Below are 22,284 nucleotides of genomic sequence, written 5' to 3'. Positions count from 1 at the left end.
GAAACCCCTGCGCTAAGGTGCAGGGGTCTTTTTTTGTGGGATTGTTAAGATGGCTTCTGTTTTTCCTGCGTCCGCAGATAGCAAATTTTTTGTTTCGCAGCCCGGCGCTGTCTTTATCGGCGGGCATGTCCGCCTCACAGCAGGGGCTGCTGACGGGCCCGCCGTGGCCGTCACGCCCGAAGCGGATGGGGCGGTCATCCGGAGTGAGGGCCGGATCGAAGCCGGGGCCGGCGCAGGTGTTATGGTGCGGGCCGCGGATGCCTATGTACTGAACGCTGAGGGCGGCAGCATTGTTGCGGACCGGGACGGGGTCCGGGTTGCAAGCACGGGCGTTGATCTGGTCAACCGGGGCGATATTTTCGGGGTGGCTGCGGCCGTTAAAGTTTCGAGCTTTTCTGACAGCGTGTCCGCGCGCGCTGATATTTCCAACAGCGGCAATTTGGACGGCGTCCAGTTTGGTGTCAGGGTAGGCCGCCCAGGGTCCGCCGACATCACCAACAGTGGCAGTATTTCCGGCCGGACCGCGGTATCGGTTTCAGGGACGGCGACGATCATAAATACCGGTGACATCACAGGTGATGCATTTGGTGTCAAATCACATGGGCGCAGTTTCGTCAAAATCGTCAACTACGGAGATATTGCAGGCGATACTGCAATCGAAGTGGGTGCTCGTGCGCAAATTGTAAATTACGGGACAATCTCTGCAGACAGTTCCGGTTTCGCTATCTCCGCACTTGGGCGCTACACGCATAGGGAACTGGAACTGACCAATCATGGCTTGATCACTGGAAATGTCCAGGGCAGCGCGGTCTATGAGGAAACACGTGGCGGCGATACCGGGGATGTTTTTGTAAACGCTGGCCGCATTGAAGGCGCTGTTGATCTTGGAGCCGGCTTCGATTTGTACCGGACTATCGGAAACGGATCTGCGGCATCAGTGTCCGGAGGGGCAGACAACGACACCCTGATCGGTGGCGATGCTGATGACTATCTTGGCGGTGGAACTGGCGATGACCGGCTCAGGGGCCGGAACGGAGATGACACCCTATGGGGCGGTTCGGGGGATGACTTTATCTCCGGGGGGGCTGGTGATGACATTCTGTCCAGCGGGACTGGCAGCAATACCCTCATCGGGGGCAAGGGCAATGACAGTTTGTCTGGCTATTGGTCAGGAGGTGACAATTGGCTGCACGGTGGAGTGGGGGCTGACACGCTGGAAGGCGGTGGCGGCATTGATACTTTTGTCTGGACGTCGGTTGGAGAATCTCCTGTTGGGGGCGGTCACGACCGGGTCAAAAGATTCGACGCAGACAACGATCTTCTCGACTTTCAAAACGTTTTGGAGGCGGACAGCTTCACTTACCTCGGCTCCGGCAGGTTTACGGCGTCCGGAGACGCGGAGCTGCGGGTGTTCCGCAAAGACGGCAATACAGTGATCCGCGCGGATGCAGACGGTGATGGCAAGGCTGATCTGAAGATCGTCCTGCTGGAAACAACCGGCCTGACGGAGGACAACTTCCTGCTGTAGTCGAGCCGGACCAGCTGATCCGGAGCCGGCAGACGGCCAGTTTTAGATCAGGCGGCTGTGAGGCGGGTGCTGGTTGCTCCTGCAATCGCCGCCGTGACGATGCTGCCTTCTTCCTGCGCGGTGGCAAAGGCCACCTCGGTGAACTGTTCGGTTCGGCCCATATGCGGGTTTTCCATCAGGATGCGGTGGGTCTTGCCGATCTGTTCAGCCAAATGCCGGTCCACCTGAGCGTCACCAGCCGCGCGCAGGCGGGCTGCGCGTTCCTTGATCACGCTGCCGTTCACCTGGTTCGGGATCTTCGCCGCCGGGGTGCCCTCGCGCTTGGAATAGGGGAAGACGTGCAGCCAGGTCAGATCGCAGTCAGTGACCAGTTTCAGCGAGTTCTCGAAATGGGCGTCGGATTCGGTCGGGAAGCCCGCGATGATGTCGGCGCCGAAAGTCATCTCCGGGCGCAAGCGGCGGGCTTCCTCGCAGAAGGCGATGGCGTCGTCCCGCAGGTGGCGGCGGGCCATGCGTTTCAGGATCAGGTCGTCGCCGTGCTGCAGCGACAGGTGCAGATGCGGCATCAGCCGCGGTTCGGTGGCGATGGCCTGCATCAGGTTCTCGTCCGCCTCGATCGAATCGATGGAGGAGATGCGCAGCCGCGGCAGGTCCGGCACCAGTTTCAGGATCCGCATCACCAAGTCGCCCAGGCGGGGCTGTGCGGGCAGATCAGCGCCCCAGGAGGTGAGGTCCACGCCGGTCAGAACCACCTCGTTGTAGCCCCTGTCCACCAGCCGCTTGATCTGGTCGATCACGACCCCGGCGGGGACCGAGCGGGAGTTGCCGCGGCCATAAGGGATGATGCAGAAGGTGCAGCGGTGATCGCAGCCGTTCTGCACCTGAACATAGGCGCGGCTGCGGGTGCCGAAGCCGTCGATCAGGTGGCCTGCGGTCTCTGTCACCGACATGATGTCGTCGACCTGGACCTTTTCTGTGGTGCCGATGAAATCCGGGCCCTTGGCGATGTCCTGCCAGGTCTCGGGCTGCATCTTCTCGGTGTTGCCGATGACGCGGGTGACCTCTTCCATTGCGGCAAAGGTCTCCGGCTCTGTCTGGGCGGCGCAGCCGGTGACGATGATCGGCGCCTCCGGGTTTTCGCGGCGCAGCTTGCGGATCTCCTGGCGCGCCTTGCGCACGGCCTCCGCCGTCACGGCGCAGGTGTTCACCACCACCGCGTTCTCCAGGCCTGCCTGCTGGCTCAGCTCCTTCATCGCCTCGGTTTCATAGGCGTTGAGGCGGCAGCCGAGGGTGGTGAACTTGGGCACGCTCATGCCAGGCTCTCCAGGAATTCACGGGTGAAGGTGCCGTCGAACACATGCATGGTCGGGCCGGTCATCCAGACGCCGTCCTCAGACCAGTCGATCCACAGGGTGCCGCCGTCCAGGTCGATCTGCACCTTGCGGCCTGTCAGCCCGCGGCGGGCGGCGGCAACGGTGGTGGCGCAGGAGGAGGAGCCGGAGGCCAGAGTGACGCCCACGCCGCGCTCCCAGACGCGCATGCGGATGCGGTCGGGGCCGGTCACCTGGGCGACCTGCACATTGGTGCGCTGCGGGTAAAGCGGGTGGTGTTCATAGCGGGGGCCGAATTCCGCCAGCGGAATCAGTTCGGCGTCCTCGACAAAGAAAGTGCAGTGGGGGTTGCCCATGCCGGTGGCGGTGGGTGCGCCTTCGATCGGCAGCTCCAGCGTGTCCATCTCTTCAGCCAGCGGGATTTCCTGCCAGTCGAGCTGCGGGGCGCCCATGTTGACGGAGGTGAGGCCGTTGCCGGCATCGCGGGCAAAAAGGTCGCCGCGGTCTGTTGTCAGGTGCAGATCAGTCTTGCCGCTTTCCAGGATCAGATGGCGGGCGACGCAGCGCGTGGCATTGCCGCAGGCGCCGGAGGTGGAGCCATCGGCGTTGTAGAAGGTCAGATGCGCGTCGCCTGTGCCGTTAGAGATCACGGTGAGCTGGTCAAAGCCGGCGCCGAACTGGCGGTGGGCGATTCCCTTGGCCATCGCCGGAGTGATGGCAATATCCTGCGCGCGCGCGTCGACAACGACGAAGTCGTTGCCCAGCCCATGCATCTTCATGAAGGGGAGTGCGGTATCTGGCTTGATGCTCATGGCGGGCATATAGACCCGGCACGGAAATGAATCCAGCCTTCGGCGAGAAAAGTTGAAAAAAGGGGTTGACCCCCTGCGCTACTCCCCCTAGATACGCCGCCTATCGGGACAGCGAGACACACGCTGCCAAGCAGTTCCGAAGCGAAATAAGTGCTTGAACCTTCTGGGAAAAACGCTTAGACCGTAACGAAGAAGTGGGCCGTTAGCTCAGTTGGTAGAGCAACTGACTTTTAATCAGTGGGTCGCAGGTTCGAATCCTGCACGGCTCACCACTTCCTCCAAAGAAAACAATATGTTGCGACCTTGCCATGGCATTTGGCAGGCTAGGGAACAGGTTTTTTCCGGAGTATATCCGGATAAATCTGCCTCCATAATGGGTTTGCGCCTTTCAGGCGTATCTTCGGTTTGGGAAGGCGGGGCTTGCAGCCAAAAAATGGACCTGATTGCTCCATAGCCTAGCAAGTGAGTCGAGCGATTAGATTGTCTGGGCCGCTCCTCGCCAATCCGCTAAGGTGGGGGGGCGGGTACCCGGCCCGCCGATGGGACTCCTACCTTATGGAGTACCTCCCTGACCTGCTGTGCACCCGCAGCAAATTTCTGGAAACTGCCCAACTGGACGATCCCACCTGAGGCTTCGGGCTAGGTTTAGCCTGATCTAACTTCATAGGAGAACTCTGGTGGCAAAGGCGGATTGGGAAAAGCGGGCAAAGTTTGCAGAAGCATATGCTGACTCAGGTAATGCAACTCAGTCGGCGCTCTACGCCGGTGTGCCCCAGTCCTCAGCGCACAGTATGGGCTATAGATGGCTGCGTGACCCTCAGGTCACCGAGATGGTGCGAGACGCGATGAATGACCGGTTGAAGGCACTCGGTCCTCAGGCGGTAAGGGTCGTGGAGCAGATTCTTCTGAGCGAAGACGCGAGCCTCCAGTTACGGCTTCAAGCTGCGCGCGATGTTCTTGACCGGCTGGGATGGGTGCCGCCAAAACGTCCCGAGCCCGTGGTAAACGCGGGTGTGCGAGCGCTGGAAGAGTATTCTCTAGAGGAGCTGGAGACTTTGGCCTCTGGCAGTCCTTATATTCGGCTGGATGATGAGTTTTTGCGACGAATGGCAGAGCAAACGTGACGCCATTTGTGTCTCCAGGGCTATCAATCGGCCTCAGGTTCAGGAGTTTTTTTAGACTGCACCAGAACGAACGAAACGGTCCCCTAAAGGGAACCGTTCCGTTCGTACCCGTTGCTCTGCAGTGACGAACGAAAACGAAAGGCTACGAAACGTGATTTTCGTATCAGTGTTGAAGGGCAAGAGACGCTCCATCCGGGACAAGTGCTCCGTCTCCCGTCAAAGCTCTCAGCGCATCGTCAAAGGCCCGCCTATTCTTTTTGTCATCCCCTTTGCCCATTTTAGGGACGGCAAATGTTCTAAAGTCTTCCCGGTCAACTGAGCTAGGCGAAGCTTCGTCGGGGGCTTTGGCGGTTCCGTCAGCTATGCAAATGTCCAGATACTTCTGGAAGAGGTCCAGAACCTTACGCTGGTTGCCTCCTGCTCCCTTCTTCGCTGCTGTCCGGGCGCTAGGGTCCAAGAATTTTACATAGCAGGTGGTCTTTTCGTCGCCGTCAGCATCGATGCCGAGAAAACTCGGCTCCAACTGAAACGGTAACTGGGCACCGGTCTCGACATTACGCTGCTTTGTGGCTTCGATGTAACGCTGGCCATCCTTCTTGCCGCAGAAGATTTCGGTATCCACTGCGGCCCTGAGGGATGAGTGCCCCCGTGCGCCACGTTCAATGTCCTTGCCGGTGTGGTGCACCAGCATAACATTGGCTCCAGTTGCTCTGCGGATGAAGTCCACGCGATTGATAAGGAGTCCTACATCCGTCCCGGTGTTCTCATCGGCACCGCCAATTGAGCGAGCCAACGTGTCGATAACAATGAGAGCAGGGCTTTCACCGTCGCTCAGGATGTCCTTGGTAAGCTGAACAATGGCGTGAACATCGAGTTCGTCGCTATAAAGATCGATGGGCTCCGGGACGAGGTGCAAGTTAGCACTCGCGCCTCCAGGCAGCGCTACCAAGCGGTTTCCCAAAGAACGCCCGCCTTCTGCTGCAAAATAGACCACAGGTCCTCCCCGAACACGCTGACCATTCCATTCCAGGTTCCTTGCAACATGGTTTGCGATGTTGAGGGCGACAAAGGTCTTCCCAGCATTCGAAGGGCCGTAAAGCATCGAGAATTCGGCGCGCCCCAACCAGCCCTTGATCAAGTAATCTTGGTCCAGGATCGGCTCGGCCTGATCTCCCGCAATTGTGCTGGACCGAAGAGCTTGGGCGCGTTGCCTGATCCGCTCTTCAGCTTCAGAGCCCGCCGGAGTCGGCGTGGGGGGCGTTGTGCGGGTGGCCACCTGCCCCGATTTCAACAGGCCGCTGACGTCAATCTCTCCAAGGCTCTCAGAGGCACGGTACTTCCCCCCGATGGCGCTGAGGTTTGCGCCATTCTGGCATGCCAGAGCAGCAACGCAGGGGGCGCCCGACGACTTGTTTGCCGACAGAGTTTTCCAGATCCGGTCAACCTCCCCCGGCTTGTACTTTGTCCCGCCGGACGACCACTGGTCAGCCAACGCCAACCCTTGAGACGAACCGCTCGTTGCGGTGTAGACCGCCCCCAGCATCCGCAGCCAATCATTGTAATCAATGTCAGCCGGGACGTGAAAGAGAAGCTCGGCCAACTCAGCCAGAGAGGTGTCATTGCTCCCCAAAGTCTTCCGCGGCTCCGCCGAAGCAGAAGGCGGAGGATGGGCGGCTGCCGCCGGGTTCAAAATCTCCGGCCAATCCGGCATCGGTGCGATGTCTAGATCCGGATCGACCCACTGGTACGAGCCATGGCTATCTGCTCGCTTGGAGTAAGCCGTTGCAGGTGGAGCCAGCACATAGCCAAGATATTTGATGTCTACGCCTTCACACAGCTTCGATGCACAGTGAATGACCTTAGAAACAGCAAAGTAGAGGTGCTTTCCTCCACTAGGGGTCGAGACACTCAGGGTGTCCGGAAGTTGCAGCTTGTTTGATACCAAGAACGCTTCGAAGGCATCAGGGTTGTCGATGTCGATAACAACAAGGCCGGACATTGCACACGCCACTGCAGGCTGTACATCAAGCTTGTCTTGTGCCCAGAGGTACACTTGACGCAAATCCTGGGTCGCATCCTTGAAGCCGTTTTGGGTCGCAGGGCTTTTGTCTTTGCGACAGGGAAAAACAAAGAAGCCCCGGTCGATGAGAGCTTTACAGGCAAGGTAGAAATCCAAGGCTTCGCCGTGGAGCTGGTGTTCGTGCTGGATTGCCTGACCGTCCATATTCAGCACCCCTGCTGTTTGTAACCGGGGGTGCTGGCAAGCTTCGCCGCCGCGAAGTCCAAAGCTTCCTTGACGTTGTGCACTGCCTTTTTGTTCGGGTGCTTCACAGTGAGGGGCCAGGAGCGAATGGTGCGCGCGGTCACAGGGAACAGGCGCTTGCTGATGATTTCGGCCAGCGTAGCACGATCAGCGTACTCAGGCAGAAGCTCTCCGCACTTGCATACGGCGCGCTTGGGATTGACGTCACTAGGCATGACTGGTCTCCAGATAGTTATTCTGGCCCCTAGCAGACGTAATCAGTCGGCACCTGTCGTCCCTGTTGGAGATCTTTTTGCACGCTCATAACTAATTCTTTGAAAACAAACGAAAGAAATTTGTGGGTTGGTGCTGAAAGGAGCAGCTCCTCAAAAACTCTTTGCCTCATTTGGGGTGTGGAGAGGCATCCATTCGTCGGTTCGATTACAAGTACTCCGCCGTGCATAAGCCGCCGAAACAGACATCAGTCTCCCACCTTATGTATTTGAAGCACTGGAACAAATTTTCCTCTCGTCGCAGGCACGCGATCCTTGGTGCATTTGCGAAGACATCTGAAGGCCGGGGCGGAAAGCAGACATTCACTGCAAACGCTCCACATTCGGTCTCGCGTGCTGAAGCAGGGCACGCCGCCAACGCAACAGATCGAAAGACTGTTTGGGCGTGGCGGCGCCACGGATGTTTGTCAGACGCCTTAAACACATACCGCCGGAAACATGAAGCGGTGTTTCGCTCTGATAGTCGGGATAATGAGCTGCCGCTTACTGGACGGACTTAGACTGCACTATTCAGCTTGCCATACAGGCTTAGATTTTGACCGATAGTGCGATCAACCGACCCAAAGCGCTAAGGCGATACTGTTTCTCCTTTTGGTGACGGCGCACGACAAGCCCGGTTGCCTGAAGGTCAGGGCCGATTGTCTCAAAATCGGTGTTGGCGATTTCGCGTAGGAGCTCATTCTTCGTATCGAAGTCTCCGTCTTCGTTCAGCACCCAGATGGCGAGGGCGACATCATCGTTCATGAAGTCTTTAGGGAGCTTGACCTCCACCTTCCAATTCGTCGCTTGCTCATCTGGGTCCTCGGAGTCGATCATAGCGGCGATGAGTGCTGTGATTTCCGAAGGAATACCACCGGTCGCAGCCAAAATAGCATTGCGGAGTTCGGGCGTATCCAAATCCGTTCGCTCAAAGCCATCCAGATGAACACGGATCATTTCCGCGCCCCATGGAGATAGGAATTGCGACTGTTCTTCACGGCGGATCGCAAGCGCGCGGAGTTCAGGATGCGACGCGCTGAGGATGATCACCGGCCGAATGGTGTTGTTGAGGACAGCCGTTTGGCCCGCGAGCCAATCGAGCAGTGTTTTTGCTCTAGTTGGGTCGTTGGTTTCGTGAATGATAATTTTGCGTTTGCCAGCCTCTGGGCGGGACTTATCGACAATGCGACGAAGTTCGTTAATCGAAGTCGCTTCTTCGACGACGATTTTGTCGTCGTGTGCACCCGGGAAATTTCCGGTCTCAGAAATGCGTTTAAGTGACTGCGCGACTTTGCCGAGCCCCAACACCTCCAAGCCACAAATGATCTGCACAGGATCGGTGGTGTCTTTACTGATCAGCCGCTCGATCTGGAAGTCGCTGAGAGGAGCATAAGGCCACTGTTGTTGGGGCTGCCTCGGCGCTGCGGAATAGCGGCGACGGTGCGTTGCCCGATCATAAGCGATTGTCGGATCCTTGTTCTCGATCTCGTCAAGTGCATGATAGATGTCGTTGCCCGTGCCCAGCATCGCGGCGACCTCGCGGGTGCGAAGCAGGTAGTTGTAGCGGTTTTCGCTGCCAGGTATCGGGTTGCGGCCGAGGACCCCGAGATCGAAGAGCTCTTCGAGAAGTGCCTCAAATGACGGGAGTGTTGGCGCCTCGCTTGTTTTAGGCCAGTAGATTTGAGCCTCTTCTATCAAAAGTCGCGGTGAAAGACCGATGATCAGAGCCCGACGTTCGTCACCCTCGTAAATGAGGCGTGCCAGTGTGTAAGCAACCAGCGCGTAGCGCGGGTCCAAGTTGAGCGTGAGGTGGAATTTGTCACGAATGCGGTTCTCAATGTGATTGAAACCACGGTGCGTGAACAGGGTGTCCGATGGGATGGTCCAGAGAGGCCCTTCTGTCGGAAGCTTGTAGGTCTTACCGCTTCCGATACCGTGCATCGTGGAGAGAAGTCCCTTCATGTATTCCTGAACAAGGGACGGATAATAGTTGGCCCAAGTCAGGATCTCTTCGACTGCTTGAGTGCTTTCGAACCCGAAGCCGGAAGCCCGCATGGGCGAGACGACGAGATCAAAGGCGGCGCGTTTGTCGTCGATGTTGCGGTTGAGCGGTCCGATGCAAATCGGTTCCCCAAGGTGCCAAAGCGGTGAATTAGGCTGTTTGTGCATACGTTGGACGTTGTGGAGACCTGCAAACACCACTTTGAAAGCGCGCTGGGTTTTTTCCATCAGCTCTTTCAACTTGCTGAGCTGCGGGTAGTCGTCGCGCGTGTCTTGGGTCATAAAATTGTCGGCTTCATCGAACATGCAGATGATCCGCCCGCTCGGATGTCGGCCAACCCAGGCCTGAATGTCTTTTGCGACAGCTTCAGCGCTGGTGTGATCAGGTTTGACGATTTCATCCGGCAGCATGTTTGAGATGTGGCGCCAGATTTCGCTAGTTTTCTCCGAATTGCCTAGAGGCTTTACCTCGCGGTTGACGATGAAACGTTTTGCTTCGGGGGCGTGCTGGGTTTGTGCAATATGCGCAAGAAGGGCGGATTTCCCGAGCTGGCGGCCGCCGTATACAAGACAGCCATCCGCTGTCTTGGAGACAATTGTGCGAACCTCATCCTCGCGCCCGAAGAACATTTCGGGTGGAAGCTGACCTGCATCTGTAGTGTAGGGCTCGATACGACCATAGGGCAAACCGCATTCGAATATCGTCCGAGCGCGTGTGTCGCGACGAGTGGCTGCGAAGGCGATCAGGGCCTCATCGATCAGAAGCGCAGGAAGAGCCTTCGCTCGCAGGCGTTCCGCGATTTCATGGCGGCGGGAGACGTCGGCCACGCCAGACAGGAAAATGATCGCAGGCTTGTTTGAAACGCCGATAGATTTGATCATCGTTTCGGGAAGAGTTTCGGGAGAAGCGAGGATAAAGCTGTACCCGCTAGTTGCGTTCGATCCGAAGACCGGAGGCAGGAACCATCCGTCCGAAACGATGCGCGCACTCAGGCTACCGGCCCATGACCCCGTCCGGCCAAATTCGGCTATGTTCGAGACGTTTACTCGTTCGAAGCCGATTTCCTCAAAGAGTTCACGAAGTTGTCCCAGCGTGGGCTTTTTGGCCCGCATGCCATTCATGACGTCCCGGAACATTGTGATGAAGCCAATCGCGGCTGCGCGGCGATCTTCTTCAGTGAAGAGAGGGCTGTCCGGAGTTGCGATAGAGACCTCGAACTCGCTCCCATTCTTTGGCCAGCCCTCGGAACTGGCAAATGGAAGGAATTTGGGTGTGAATGCCCCAATGAGACCTTTTAGATCGGTTTCAAATACAGCGGCTGACCGGCCATCGCGCAGCTGCGCAATGCGGTCTTCAATTGCTTCGATGGTGAGATTACCGAGCTTTGCTAAGAGGTTTTCGACATCTTCCTCGTTTTCAGGTTTCCGATATTCGTTGATCCGAGCAATTTGACCGTTGCGAATACTGTCTTCGATATCGGAAATCGTTTGATCGAGAAACGCCAGCCGTTCACCAAGCCCAGCGACGTCGTGAACCTCGGTTCCGTCGGCCAAGGCGTCGAGTTTGTCGAGGGTGAGCTTGCACCATGTCAACTGACGGCTGATCTCTTCTTGGTTTTTGAAATCAACTTTGTCGAGAGCCGTAAGAAAGCGGCTTCGGGTCTCGACTTCGGAATGCCAAATAGCGACGAAATCGTCGACGGCTGCTTTGACTTCTTCATTGGACGAGACGTCAAATTGACTGACCATACGGAATGCGGAATCGAAGGCACCTTCGCTGCAGGCGCGTTTGATCGCTTTTTCCTGATCAAGAATTTGCCCTTCGTTGAGGACCCGCGTGTATATTTTTGCGCGCTGATCGGTGTCAATGAGAGCGTCGCGATCAACAGGGGGTAGCAGGTCCATTTCTGCATTGAGGGCTTCGTCGAGCGTTGAGAAGGCACCGGTGTCGCGTCCGAGAAGTGCTTCGCGCACCTCTTCAAGTTGTACCATGATCCACCGGGCAACAGACGCGACGAGAGGATCTTCTGTTTGGTCGGCTTCACCTTGGAGCCCTTCCGTCGCCTTCTCGAGCTGACTGCGAAGGGTCGCAGTCGTTATCTTGATGCGCTCTTCAGATTGATGATTATTGGCGCCGTCAGCCTGCGTGGCTTCGATCCAACCTTCGATCAATGCGATAGGCTCGTCAAATTGACGTGCGAGATATTCGACGCCCTTCGAATAGAGCGCAAGATCGTTGTAACCCTTGTCGGTTGCATAGGTTTCGGACAGGGATTCGATTGCTGACGGGCTGCCAAGGTCTTGAATTACGTTGCGTGCAAGTTCGAGCGCGTTCGAGCGTTTTTCTGTAATAGCGGCAACAGCTTCTCCGAGCGTGCCCGACGGAGACACTACATGCCGCATGAATTCAGTTGCGAAGGGCCAGCGGGATTTTTTCTGACTGAAGGCCGAGCAAATTTTCGAGATGCGGTCGGCCAGACGCTGCCGTTCCGGTGTGCCGGGCGAGCCGGAAAGTTCCGCCAACTTGTCAGGCTTCGGAGGGAATTCGAAGCCGAGCCGAGACACCGTATCATTCACTTCGATCAGATGCTGGCCGAGCGTTCCTTTGCACAGGTCTGTGACCTGACTGCGAAGCGTCGTGTCTTTTGAGAGAATAGCGGGCCTCAGGATCGAGCCTAGGACGAGTACCGACGCAAGATCGGAGAGAGGAGAGGAGATGGCAACCCCGACCAGTTCGTTGAACTTCTGTAAATCGGGACCGAACCCACGATGGGGTGCGCGACTTGCTGCCGCCACGCGCAACGCAGTCGACGGCAGCGGGAGCATCATATCCTCCGCTTCAAAAGCGGTAGCCGCACCTGCGGCGATCGCGATGAAATCGCGGTCAAAGAGGGAAGCGAGGGTCTCACGATCTACTGGCGCGGGATGAGATTTTTGAGGTTCCTCAAAGTGCACATCCTCGTCATGTTGTTCCGTATCATCTTCGACTTCCATTGCATCGGAAATCTCAATCGGATTTTCCAGAGTGCTTTCAACTGTCTGGGATTCGGCAAGAGGAGATTCTTCGGGGGTAGTGTCCACATCTTCCGAGGTCAAAGTAGATGCAGCGTCGTCGGTAGCGTCGAGGGCAGGGGGTACGTCATCCGTCGCGACATTTAGGACTGGGGCTTCGGTCGTTTCGATGTCATTCGAGAAGTCCGTGTGGTCTGCTACGTCATCGACTTGCTCATTGTCTGTTTCGCCAGTGAGGTTTTGTGGTTCGTTTCCCCCGACATCAATGTCACCGTCGTACCGCTGAATTTCAGCGTGTGCCTGCTTGGTGCTTTGATCTCGTAATTGATCGAAGATTTGAGGATAATCTGATGCGCCATAATCTTCGTCGAAGATGTCGGCATCCTGTGCCGGATCAAAATTCTCAATCAGGGCCATGAAGCGATCTGGCTTCTCATCGCCGAGCGATCGGAGGATGTTGAGGACCTTTTGATAGGCCTCATTCATGCGGATGATCTTGTTTTCAAGCTCTTCAGCGCGGATGGCGAGATTACTTACCCGCGCATATTTTTTCTCTACGGTTGCGGTCGCAATATCTGAGCCGATCGCTTCGAGGGTGTCGTTTGTATCGGCGATTTTGTTCTTCCGCCCGAGGAGCAGTTCGTAGAAACGATCCGACCGAAGGATCTCTGCAGTCGCGCTGGCGATGCGGCTCGAATCTCTTCCGTCTTCGATGGCGCCAAGCGTGCGCAGGCGATCCTCAGCTTTCAAAGTGGCCTCTTTGGCAAGAGTCTCCTGCATGCCTTCTGCCCACATCGATAGTTCGTGGATAAGGTTGATGCGAGGCGTTTCCAGCAAGGATCCAATCTGGAGATCTTCTGCGAGCCCCTTAATCGCTCTATGGAGATAGCTCAGAATCAAGACGGAGGAGGCATCCGGCTCGATGCCGAGGAGGGCTCGGAGTTCACCACCAAACTCGTACCAGCCTATGTTTTCGCTATACTCAGGCAATCTGGTTTCGACGAAATCCGTCGGCCCTTTGTAGGCTAGAATGCCCTTGGCTTCGTCATGCACGTGTTCAAATGCGTCGGGATCAGTGAGTTTGTGGTAGTAATTCATCACCGCATATTCACAAAAGGCGGCGACGGCGATCTCTGCTGGCACTTCGTCAAGAAGAAGTTCATGAGCACGGCCATGGAGTTCCGGATGAGCGTCAAAGCGTAGCTTTGACAGAGGGAGTTTCGATATCACTCCTTTTTTCATCACAGGTTTTCGTGTGCGAGGTCCTTTCTGACCGCCACGGTTTTGCATTACGATCGTTTCCATGATTGGGAAAACCCAGGGATCATCCTGAACGCGATCGAGGATAGTGCGATAGAGGCAAGCTGCGTAATTCGGATCAAAGGTCTCACCCATGACAGAGGCGATCGTCTTAAGATCCTTGTTTGTGAAGTGACCTGCTTGCGCGAAAAAATCGGGAGCCTCAGGGCAGATATCTAGCAAGCGAAACCCGCTGAAATGATCAGGGGATTCCCATTGCTCCGGGTGCCAGGCGCTCATGGTCTGCACCGCCGTAGGAGTGCCTGAGAAGAATGTACTTTCAGTCGACGACGAGAGCGTGAACGTCGGCGTTTTTTGCGGCGTATCATCAGGCATGGTCTGTCTCCCACTTATTCCAGCTTTGCGTGAGCTTCACGCCAGCATCGAGCAAGATAGCTTCGATCCAGGCAAGCGCGGGGCGCCTTTCAAAATCTGACCAAAGTCGCTGGTTCGAATAGTCATTTAGGCAACGCGTGCAGCTGGTTACGCAGTCGGGGTTTTCACAATTCAGGATCTTTTGAGCGGCAAGCAGAAGATCGACGGATTTGAATCCTTCCTCCTGCGTCAGTCTGGTCGAATAACCGGCGCCACCCGAAACCGTGTCATAGAGGACAATAACGAGATGTCCATCAAGCCGCTGAACGATTGCTCGAAGGTCTCTCGCGTCGGTTTCAAGGAGTTCCGCGGCCCCGAGGCGCAAGGCTTCCTGCAGGGTCCGGTCGATCTTGGTCGACGTGATGATGTCGCCATTCGGATCTCGAGGCGCGCCTTGAAAAAGAATTGCGCGAACATCTGTCTCAAACACGTGAGCAAGATCGATGGGTCGAATCTGGAACGTAGGATCGTAGCGACAATCTCTGCCTGTGCGTGGATTGGTATGATCGGCAAGCGACATCGATTGTTGCCATGCATTGTTAGGCCCGCCACCTACGGCGGGAACAGCATGCTCGCAACTGGGACACCAGGCAAATCCGCCTCCATGGCGACCCTTGTTCACAGCAATTATTCGACCAAGTTCTTCGTCTGGACGATTGGAGCCGGGGGCATGGAAGGTCAAAAGACCGGGAACATCGGTCTGCTGATAGCTAGAAATCGGCGCCTCCGTTAGTAGGAGTGCTTCCTCAGATACTGTCGAGCGTATTCGGCTGGCACCAGGGTCTCTTCCTTGGCCGTCACGGACGGACGTCAGGAATCCGTGGGGCTTAATAAAGTCCCGTGTTCGGTTGATCGATGCGAACTTAGCACCGCACTGCGAACAGTGCTCTTCAGGGTGAACACGCTGGGGTGTAATCTGTGGTGAACGGCAGACTTCACACACGCGGTACTGCGCTTTTTCGATGAAGGCGTCGTCTCCGGTGAATTTTGATCGTTTCGATATCCCATCCGAAACCCAGACCCTCCCACCGGCGACGACTTCCGACCCGGGCGCATATTCTGAGATGCCGATGGAACCATCGCGATCCAGCTCGAGAACGGATCCGTCAGAGGTTTGTCCTGCAGCATACAGAACCTCCAGCGAGACGGAATGCACCGGGAAGGAATAGGTGGGAATGACTGCGCGTCTAGAGAGTTGGTCGATCATGAATTGGCCGATGTATAGGCGCTGCTGGGTCCGAAGAGCCTCTTGGTAGCGACCAATCCGCGTAAACCCGGCGGAGTTGTTCGCATCGAGTTGTTGTCTTTCCTCTTCGAGATCTTCGATGCCAGATTGCATGATTGCCCAACGACCCCAAACTACATCGGCGAATTGCATCACGCGCTTGCGAAGCTCGCGGCGGCACCCGTCCGCATCGAGAGCGATCTCAGTGTTGGCAGCCGGAAGGCGGTTGCCGAGAGCCGCGGCGTTGGCAACATCCTCATCAGCATTGTCGAGCCAGGTGCTGAAGTCTTCGTCGAAGGCGGCGCGCGCCTCTTCGGTAAGGGCGGTCGCGAAGACGTCGCGAAGCTGAGGGGATCCGCTTCTTTGATAGTTGGCGAGGCGGTGTTCAAGAAATTTAGCCAGAAGCATGGAAAGCTGGTGTCGCTGGAAGAAGCCTCCATTGTCGAGGCTGAGATATGGCACACGAGGTTGTTCGGCTAGATACTCTTCGAAACGCTCGAATACGGCCCGGTCATATCGGCCGGAACGAGATGTCGTAAGAACAATCGGGGCGACTTGCGCGCGACGCCCCGCCCGCCCGGCGCGCTGTTGGTAGCTAGCGATAGAGGGCGGCACGTTTTTGCAAAGGACACTTTCGAGATCGCCGAGGTCGACACCCATCTCCATCGTCGTGGTGCAAGAGAGAAGGTTCACTTCGCCGATCTTGAAATCTTCCTCGATCATCGAGCGGATTTCGCCGGCAATCGCAGCGGTGTGTTCACGCGCGATCCCCATGATAGGGCGCTCGTGATATCGCGCCACGTAGTGGTTCTGCTCGAACATCTCATCGCGTTCAGCAAGAGCGATCTCGGTGAGCGAACCTTTGCATCCCATCGACTGGCATACGCCAGCCGTATCGAACTGCGTTCGGCTTCCGCATTTGACGCACTGGTAGAGATGTATGTTTCTGCCGGGCACGACTTTGATCCCAGGCCCGAACTTCAATCCGCGCCCGACACCATGGCGCGCCGTTATGGACCGCGGCAACTCCATGGCCTTCCAGAAGCTTGTCAGGACATCAAGGATCTTATTGTCATCCATCGCTTCACCAGTGGCAGTTGCCATTTTCTTTAGAAGAGAGGTGAACCTGTTGGGGCGATTGGCGGCCGGGACGATGTTCATCGCGTTGGTGGCGCGACTGTTTTTTTCCCGAGTGAAGCAGCGCGTTTGCTGCGCCGCGATCCGGGTCCAAATCGATTCATCGACTAGGTCGATCATTCCTGAACCCTGATCGGAGACCGCGCGATGCTCGCGAATCATCTTCATGATGTAGCGTGTATAGGCTTCGGCGAAAGGCTTCATCTTCGTGGGAAGGTGCTTTTCGATAGCGAAGACAGCCCGGTCGAGGCCGTCATAGTTGACTCCCAGAAGCCCAAACCCCTCGAGGCCGAGACGGCCCCGTCCGAGTGTCGTTAACTCCGCGACGATGAGAGCTTTCAAGCGCTGGGTTTCGTTCGTTCCGGTCTCGAGTTCAGGCAGAACGCCCGGGCGATAGAGCCTAAGTCCGCTTTTTCGGAGTTCGTTACGCACTGCGGAGACCAGGTTGTCGACATCGATTTCTCCATTCGCCTCGACGGCTCTCAAGATGGCGCTGCGTAGTGATTGTTCCCGTGAAGTCCGCTCGAAGAATGGGGCGAAGAACGCGGCATCTTGGCGGTTATCAGAAAAGACGAGGAGGTTCCGTCCACCCATAGGCGGGTTCGTTCCGAAGTCGCGTTTCGGCATAGCTTCGAGAATGGATTGAGCCGCGACGGCTGCGAGAGCTTCGTCGCCGGGACGAACTGTCGTGATGGGCTCGGGGTAACGGGACGAGCGATGGTGGCAAGCGACACATCGCGGCATGTATCGCCGTCCATCATCCGGGTCTTCCTGAAGCTCGACATTTTCGAGAGCGACAGCGCCAGCGGCCTCTGACTCAAGAGGCAAACCGGAGGACGGGTCGAAGTAGATCGTCTGACGAGTATCATTCTCACCGGAGTTGTGATCATCTTCATCATCTTCTTCGACTGCCTTGCCACCAGGAACGAGACGAAGAAGTCGACGAGGACCGCTGCCGGGAGTGGCCTCAAGGTGGGTTGGCCCATCCCAGGCTTCGATGTAGGGCTCGCCACAATTGCGGCACACAAAAAGCTCGAAGACGGGACGTGACTCGTCATCCATCTCTGCGCCGATAACGACTTGAGAGAGGCTTTCGCTGTCGTTGCACTTCAACGACACGCCGGTCCGGTCAGGCGCACGGGATATCAAGTGGTAACGGGCAGGAAGCAGGGGGAAAACGGCTGCGTTTTCGCTGACGGCAAGGACACCGATGGAGATCAATCCGACGAGCGCCGAGATTGCGTCCTTTCCAGCATCAGGAAAGACATTTTCTGCAAGGCGCGTGAGCGGTATGGAGCCCCCCTCCAGTCGGCGCGCGATCTCGTGGACCTCTTCGAAGTCGGAGAGTTTTTCGATCAGCGCATCTCCAAGGGAGGGCTGGGTTTGATCAAGGATTAGAGCGTCAAGGCCGAGAAACTCTGCCTCGGCATTCCAGCCTTCGATATCGATTTCGGACTCGGTCTGGGTTGCTTCACGAACAAGGCCAGCGAGCTCGGATGCTTGAGCCCACATCTTGGGCGTGAGCCCACTGGGGTAGGCTACTTTGGAAAGCTTCGGATGAAGCTTGCGCTGAGAGGTAATGACCGCGCGTTCGCCAGAGAAGGGTTCACCAAAAAGGCGTTCAGCGAAGTCGGACAACTCACCTTTACGCTTTGGATTGAGCGAGGCGGAGGTGCCGACACACCGAACTTGTCCATCGGGGATGTCGAGATGTGCTTTGAGGCGTCGCAAGAGGAAGGCGACTTCGATTGCCTGGGCGCCGGTATAGGTGTGGATCTCGTCGAGAACGATGTGCCCGAGTTTGGCATTTTGTAGAAGCGGGCGGTTAGTCGGAAGGAGCAGAATGTGCTCCAGCATTGCGTAGTTGGTAACCAGGATATGCGGAGGCTTTTGACGCATTTCCTGCCGGGACAGTTTCCAGTTCAGCGGGACGTCAGCATCTTCCCCAAAGGCCTCCTGGAAACTGGGTGTTTCGCGGAGTCGGGTGACTTCTTGCTCGCGTGTTGCATGAGATTTCACCTGTCCCGTGTAGCGGCCAAGGGTGATACCTGGGTCGCCAATATCTCGAAATAGGAGCTGTGCGATCCGGCCAAGCTGATCGTTAGCCAAAGCATTAAGGGGGTAGACGAGAATTGCTCTGACCCCGGGCCTTTCGAGATTTCCCTCCTTTAAAATGTCGTTGATCATCGGGTAGAGGAAGCTCTCGGTCTTACCGGAGCCAGTGCCGGTCGCGACGAGGTAGTTCTCATCGCGCAGCATGGCCTCCTCCTGGTGAGCATGAAGTGGGCGCTCCCAGACGGACTGTTCGTTCTGCCCGAATTCGATCCATCGAGGATCGAGAAAACCTTCGCTGTGAAGCTGTTTTAAGCTTCGACCCTTCTCGAAATCTGGGAGGGTCTCGACGAACGGTCCTTTCACGAAGGTGAGGCGACTGACTTTTGTGCGAAGCTGCTCAGACAATTTGGGCGCACGGATTTCGTTGATCGGAGAGGATGTCGCGACGAAGCGTGCGAGCATGCGATTTAGTTCTTCGCGGTAAGCATTCGGGTCAAGAATGGTCATCAGGTTGATGCTCCCTGGCTGGTAGCATGACCCCAGAGGGCACGGAAATAGACGAAAAAGCGAACCCCGGCGCGAAGCATCATGGTCATGGTGTAACCGATGTCCTGGCGTGAGAGCCCGGTCCGAAGAGTCAAGTCTTGGATGAATTCTTCCGAACGTTTTTGGGAACAAGCGCGTGCGAACCGTTCGATCTGAATTGCAATCTTGGCCGGAAGAGGGTCTCTGCCACCTCCGGTGTCAAAGGTACGAAGCTCCTCAAGGTGTTCAGTATGGGCCCCGCAGATAATCCGGCAGGTGTTTCCAATTGCACTTCCCCCAATCAGATCCTTCATATCCGTCTCGCGAAGGCGGAACCGAAGGTCGACGAAGGCATCGTTCAGTGCCGCGGCATCTAGCCCACTTGGAAGGCTGGTATCCTGGCAGACCCGCCTGAGCCAATTTCCGAGTGGGAGTTGAGAGTCGAGGTTGGGCTTTGGATCCGGTGCGTCGATCGTTTTCAAAAGGTCGAGGCTCGCGAAGCCAGTGCCTTCCGAGAAATCTGATAGAGCATACGGTCCGGCTTCAAAAACCCAGGGGGCAACGCCGACGATATCATGTCGGGCAGTACCGCCATCGGGCCGAGTGATATTCAAGACGGGTTTGATCGCGCCAACACTTTTGTGGCAGGCGAAAGTGCTGACGGCCTGTTCGTAAGTTGGGTATAGAGCGTTGGAGATCTGCCCACCCAAAGCGTCAGGTTCAGGGTCGGCAAGGAAGGTGGCTAGCTTGACTAGGCTAGCTCGATCGGTCGCTGCCAAGTCGCTAGAAAGGCCTATGGCGATAGGGGAGCGAGCACCGTCCTTCATCTTCTCAAGCGCGCCGGTTGCCGAGATGGATTGGAATGTCAGTCGCCCTGGTCCAGGAAAATGAGATTTGTCCACGTCAATTGTGACCAGTCCGGTCGATTGATCCTTCGCGACAGATATGCCCTTAAGAGGTGGAAGTGAGGCAGGAAAAACGCCGAAAGCAAAGTCACCCTCGACATCGTCCAGACTGACATGCTGTTGGGTGATGCGGATGGCCTGCAGATCATCACGATGGCGAAGGGACAGCGTAAGCTTATGTTCATAATCGTGAAGCGAGAGGGATCCTGTGTCGGTGACCCGGCGAAGTCGTGCGAGCAGGTCGAGCCGACCATCGGATCTTTTGATCGCAATGCGATCGTCTCCTGTATCCTGTTCGAGTTTCTCTGCGCCAATCTCAAAGATTTGGCGCTGGATAAAAGGTCGATTGATTTGGTTTCCGAGGACGATCAAATCAGCATCGAGATCGTGACACCGTACTTTAAGCATGTCATGACGATTGTCGTAGCCGAACGTGACAGTACTTCCTTTCGGAAAAAACACCTGGTTGTTGCTGGCAATCCGAAAATGCCAGAGCTTTTCAGATCTGGCGATCAGATCGAACTCGTAGCTTTGCTCGTCCATTGACAGTCCAAGGACTGGTGTTTCTGCCTCGGCCCGGGGATCGACAGACAGACGTTTGAAGGAGTTGATGTGGAGACCGGCGCTTCGCGCACGGTCATAGTTCGATGGCGTCTGAACGTTCTCGAGGTCGCCTTTTGGCGGCATAACGCAGGGCCATACCCATGATGTCGCTTTCAGATCTGTGCGTGCGGTGAGGTCCCCGGCCGCACCAGGAACTAGAACTTCGAAGATGATTTTTCCAGGATCCGATTCTTGATCGAAGTCGAAGCTTGTAAATGGGACGTTGGCTTCGTTTTTCGCGTCGATGACAAATCTCTTATATCGCGTGGTGTTCCCAATACGAGCACGAACGATACGTTCTGCGCCACCGACGGATGGGTCTAGACGCATGAATATAGTTAGGTCGTTTGCGTATAGGGCGTTCGATCCGTTGCGTCCAAGCACTGTTCCAGCGAACCAGATCGCGGTGTCGACCGGTGCAATGATCCTAAGAGGTTCTCGATTGTGAAAAGTTAGTGTTTCGTTGTTTTCAAACCAAGCTGCAAGAACAGTCTGATCCGCCGTATGAGTCGCCTCTCCGAAAGAAGGAGACTCAAAGGTCGTTCTGCTCAGAGCGATCAAACGCGTTGCGGCAACTTCGATCTCGGTGGTTGATTCGTCGACACGCTGTATCAATGCCCCGCTGTCCGCGTCGAAAATCAGAACCTCTTTTCCTCTCGGAGAGAAGGGCACTTCAAGTGATGCTGGTCCAGACGACCATTGGATCGTTTTGGGCCAAGGAGTGCCGACCGACGTTCTTTTCCCCCCTGGCACCTGCCGAGGGAAGAGGCCGTCTTTTATCGTTTGAGTTTTCGAGGAGGCCTCAGGGAGGAGTGCCAGTCCGTTTCGGTGCCAGATGACGGCTGGCGGTCCGATAAAATCGGAGCGCTTCCGCCCGATGCGGTTGGCATAATGGTCATAGGTTTCGAACAGAGACGTCTCGCTCGGTCCGATGGGGGCCTCCCCACGGCGCCAAGCGTCAAAGCGGCGTGCGTAGTGCGCCGATTCATCGAAACGGATTGGAGCTTTGAGGCGTGGCTGGGTGGAGCAATAGGTGGCAACCGCCAGTCGTTGCCAATGACGTGCGGCAACCGTGTCTTCAATTGCTGGCGGGCCTTTGAACAGCGCTGTCGAAAGGAACGCTTGCGCCAAGTTTGAATGTTGAGGCTCTGGAGCGCCTAGGGGTGCAAAGAAGACTCTGGTTGGATCCGTACTTTCGATAACCGGTATGCCGATTATTCGAGCCGCAGCGATGAAGCGTAATTTTAAAAGGCGGCGATCATCGTTCTGGATCGCTTCGTTTAAGAAAGTTTCGAGATGTCGATAGATGTCGCGATTCTCTGCGGCGTAGTTCTTGGATAGCGGATAAAGAACGGCCCAGACGCCGAGCGTGGGAAATCGAGATAGGAGGAGTCCGATCGGGTATTGTCTCGCTGCGCGATGAGCGGAGCCGAAGAGCTCCTCGGACATATCCAGGTCTGCGATAAAAGGTGTCGAGCCTTCGGCAGTCCAAAGGGTCTGCAACCTATGCTCTATTTTACTGAGGTCTTCGATTGCCAAGGCGTTACACTATATTGATCTGGGTGTATTTTAAGATGTTGACCTTGAGTCAAGATTGGATCGTCGTCTGCAAAGTTCCGTTTTCATGTTCCTCAATTATTTTTCAATCCTCGCACGAAATCATGTCGCCCAAAGAAAAGCTATAATGCGATAAGGTCAACACGGTTCTCAGGCACACAATGACTTAGGTCAAACTTTAACTTGGGCTCGCAGCGAGGGTCCGGTCTCAGGGGCCGTGCCGCCGAGGCAACAGGGAGGGCGCAGAGCCCTTGAGCTTGAGTTCTGACCATTGCAAAAGT

Annotated in this window: 9 protein-coding genes and 1 tRNA gene; 3 read left to right on the top strand and 7 right to left on the bottom strand. The window is 56.3% G+C overall.

Annotation, left to right across the window (positions count from 1 at the left end; all coding sequences use genetic code 11):
* Positions 1-49: 49 nt before the first annotated feature.
* On the top strand, positions 50-1,528 hold the full coding sequence (locus tag ACXAEK_RS03925; protein WP_475040029.1) for a calcium-binding protein: 1,479 nt from the start codon (positions 50-52) through the stop codon (positions 1,526-1,528).
* A gap of 47 nt (positions 1,529-1,575) precedes the next feature.
* On the opposite strand, the gene mtaB is transcribed toward ACXAEK_RS03925, so the two are convergent.
* Complete coding sequence (mtaB, locus tag ACXAEK_RS03920) at positions 1,576-2,841, bottom strand: tRNA (N(6)-L-threonylcarbamoyladenosine(37)-C(2))-methylthiotransferase MtaB (protein ID WP_475040028.1); 1,266 nt, start codon at positions 2,839-2,841, stop codon at positions 1,576-1,578.
* Positions 2,838-3,680, bottom strand: coding sequence for a diaminopimelate epimerase (dapF, locus tag ACXAEK_RS03915; protein WP_475040027.1), 843 nt, complete (start codon positions 3,678-3,680; stop codon positions 2,838-2,840). Before dapF ends, mtaB begins: the two co-directional genes overlap by 4 nt.
* A gap of 187 nt (positions 3,681-3,867) precedes the next feature.
* Between dapF and ACXAEK_RS03910 the strand changes: the two genes are divergently transcribed.
* Positions 3,868-3,943 (top strand) — tRNA-Lys (locus tag ACXAEK_RS03910).
* 405 nt (positions 3,944-4,348) lie between these two features.
* Positions 4,349-4,795, top strand: coding sequence for a terminase small subunit (locus ACXAEK_RS03905; protein ID WP_475040026.1), 447 nt, complete (start codon positions 4,349-4,351; stop codon positions 4,793-4,795).
* 163 nt (positions 4,796-4,958) lie between these two features.
* Here ACXAEK_RS03905 and ACXAEK_RS03900 read toward each other — a convergent pair whose 3' ends face one another.
* From ACXAEK_RS03900 to ACXAEK_RS03880, 5 genes are all read right to left on the bottom strand, one after another.
* Positions 4,959-7,019 carry an AAA family ATPase gene (locus ACXAEK_RS03900; protein ID WP_475040025.1) on the bottom strand — a complete coding sequence of 687 codons (2,061 nt, stop codon included), beginning with the start codon at positions 7,017-7,019 and terminating at the stop codon, positions 4,959-4,961.
* A gap of 2 nt (positions 7,020-7,021) precedes the next feature.
* Complete coding sequence (locus ACXAEK_RS03895; protein WP_475040024.1) at positions 7,022-7,273, bottom strand: hypothetical protein; 252 nt, start codon at positions 7,271-7,273, stop codon at positions 7,022-7,024.
* 585 nt (positions 7,274-7,858) lie between these two features.
* Entirely contained in the window at positions 7,859-13,957 is a 6,099-nt protein-coding gene (locus ACXAEK_RS03890; RefSeq protein WP_475040023.1) for a hypothetical protein, read from the bottom strand.
* Positions 13,950-18,920, bottom strand: coding sequence for a DEAD/DEAH box helicase (locus ACXAEK_RS03885; protein ID WP_475040022.1), 4,971 nt, complete (start codon positions 18,918-18,920; stop codon positions 13,950-13,952). Before ACXAEK_RS03885 ends, ACXAEK_RS03890 begins: the two co-directional genes overlap by 8 nt.
* On the bottom strand, positions 18,920-21,985 hold the full coding sequence (locus ACXAEK_RS03880; protein ID WP_475040021.1) for a hypothetical protein: 3,066 nt from the start codon (positions 21,983-21,985) through the stop codon (positions 18,920-18,922). The genes ACXAEK_RS03885 and ACXAEK_RS03880 overlap by 1 nt, the downstream gene beginning before the upstream one ends.
* Between the last annotated feature and the right edge of the window lie 299 nt (positions 21,986-22,284).

The sequence above is a fragment of the Leisingera sp. ABM4_101 genome, from assembly GCF_056158725.1.
This window is presented reverse-complemented; position numbering and strand designations above follow the sequence as displayed.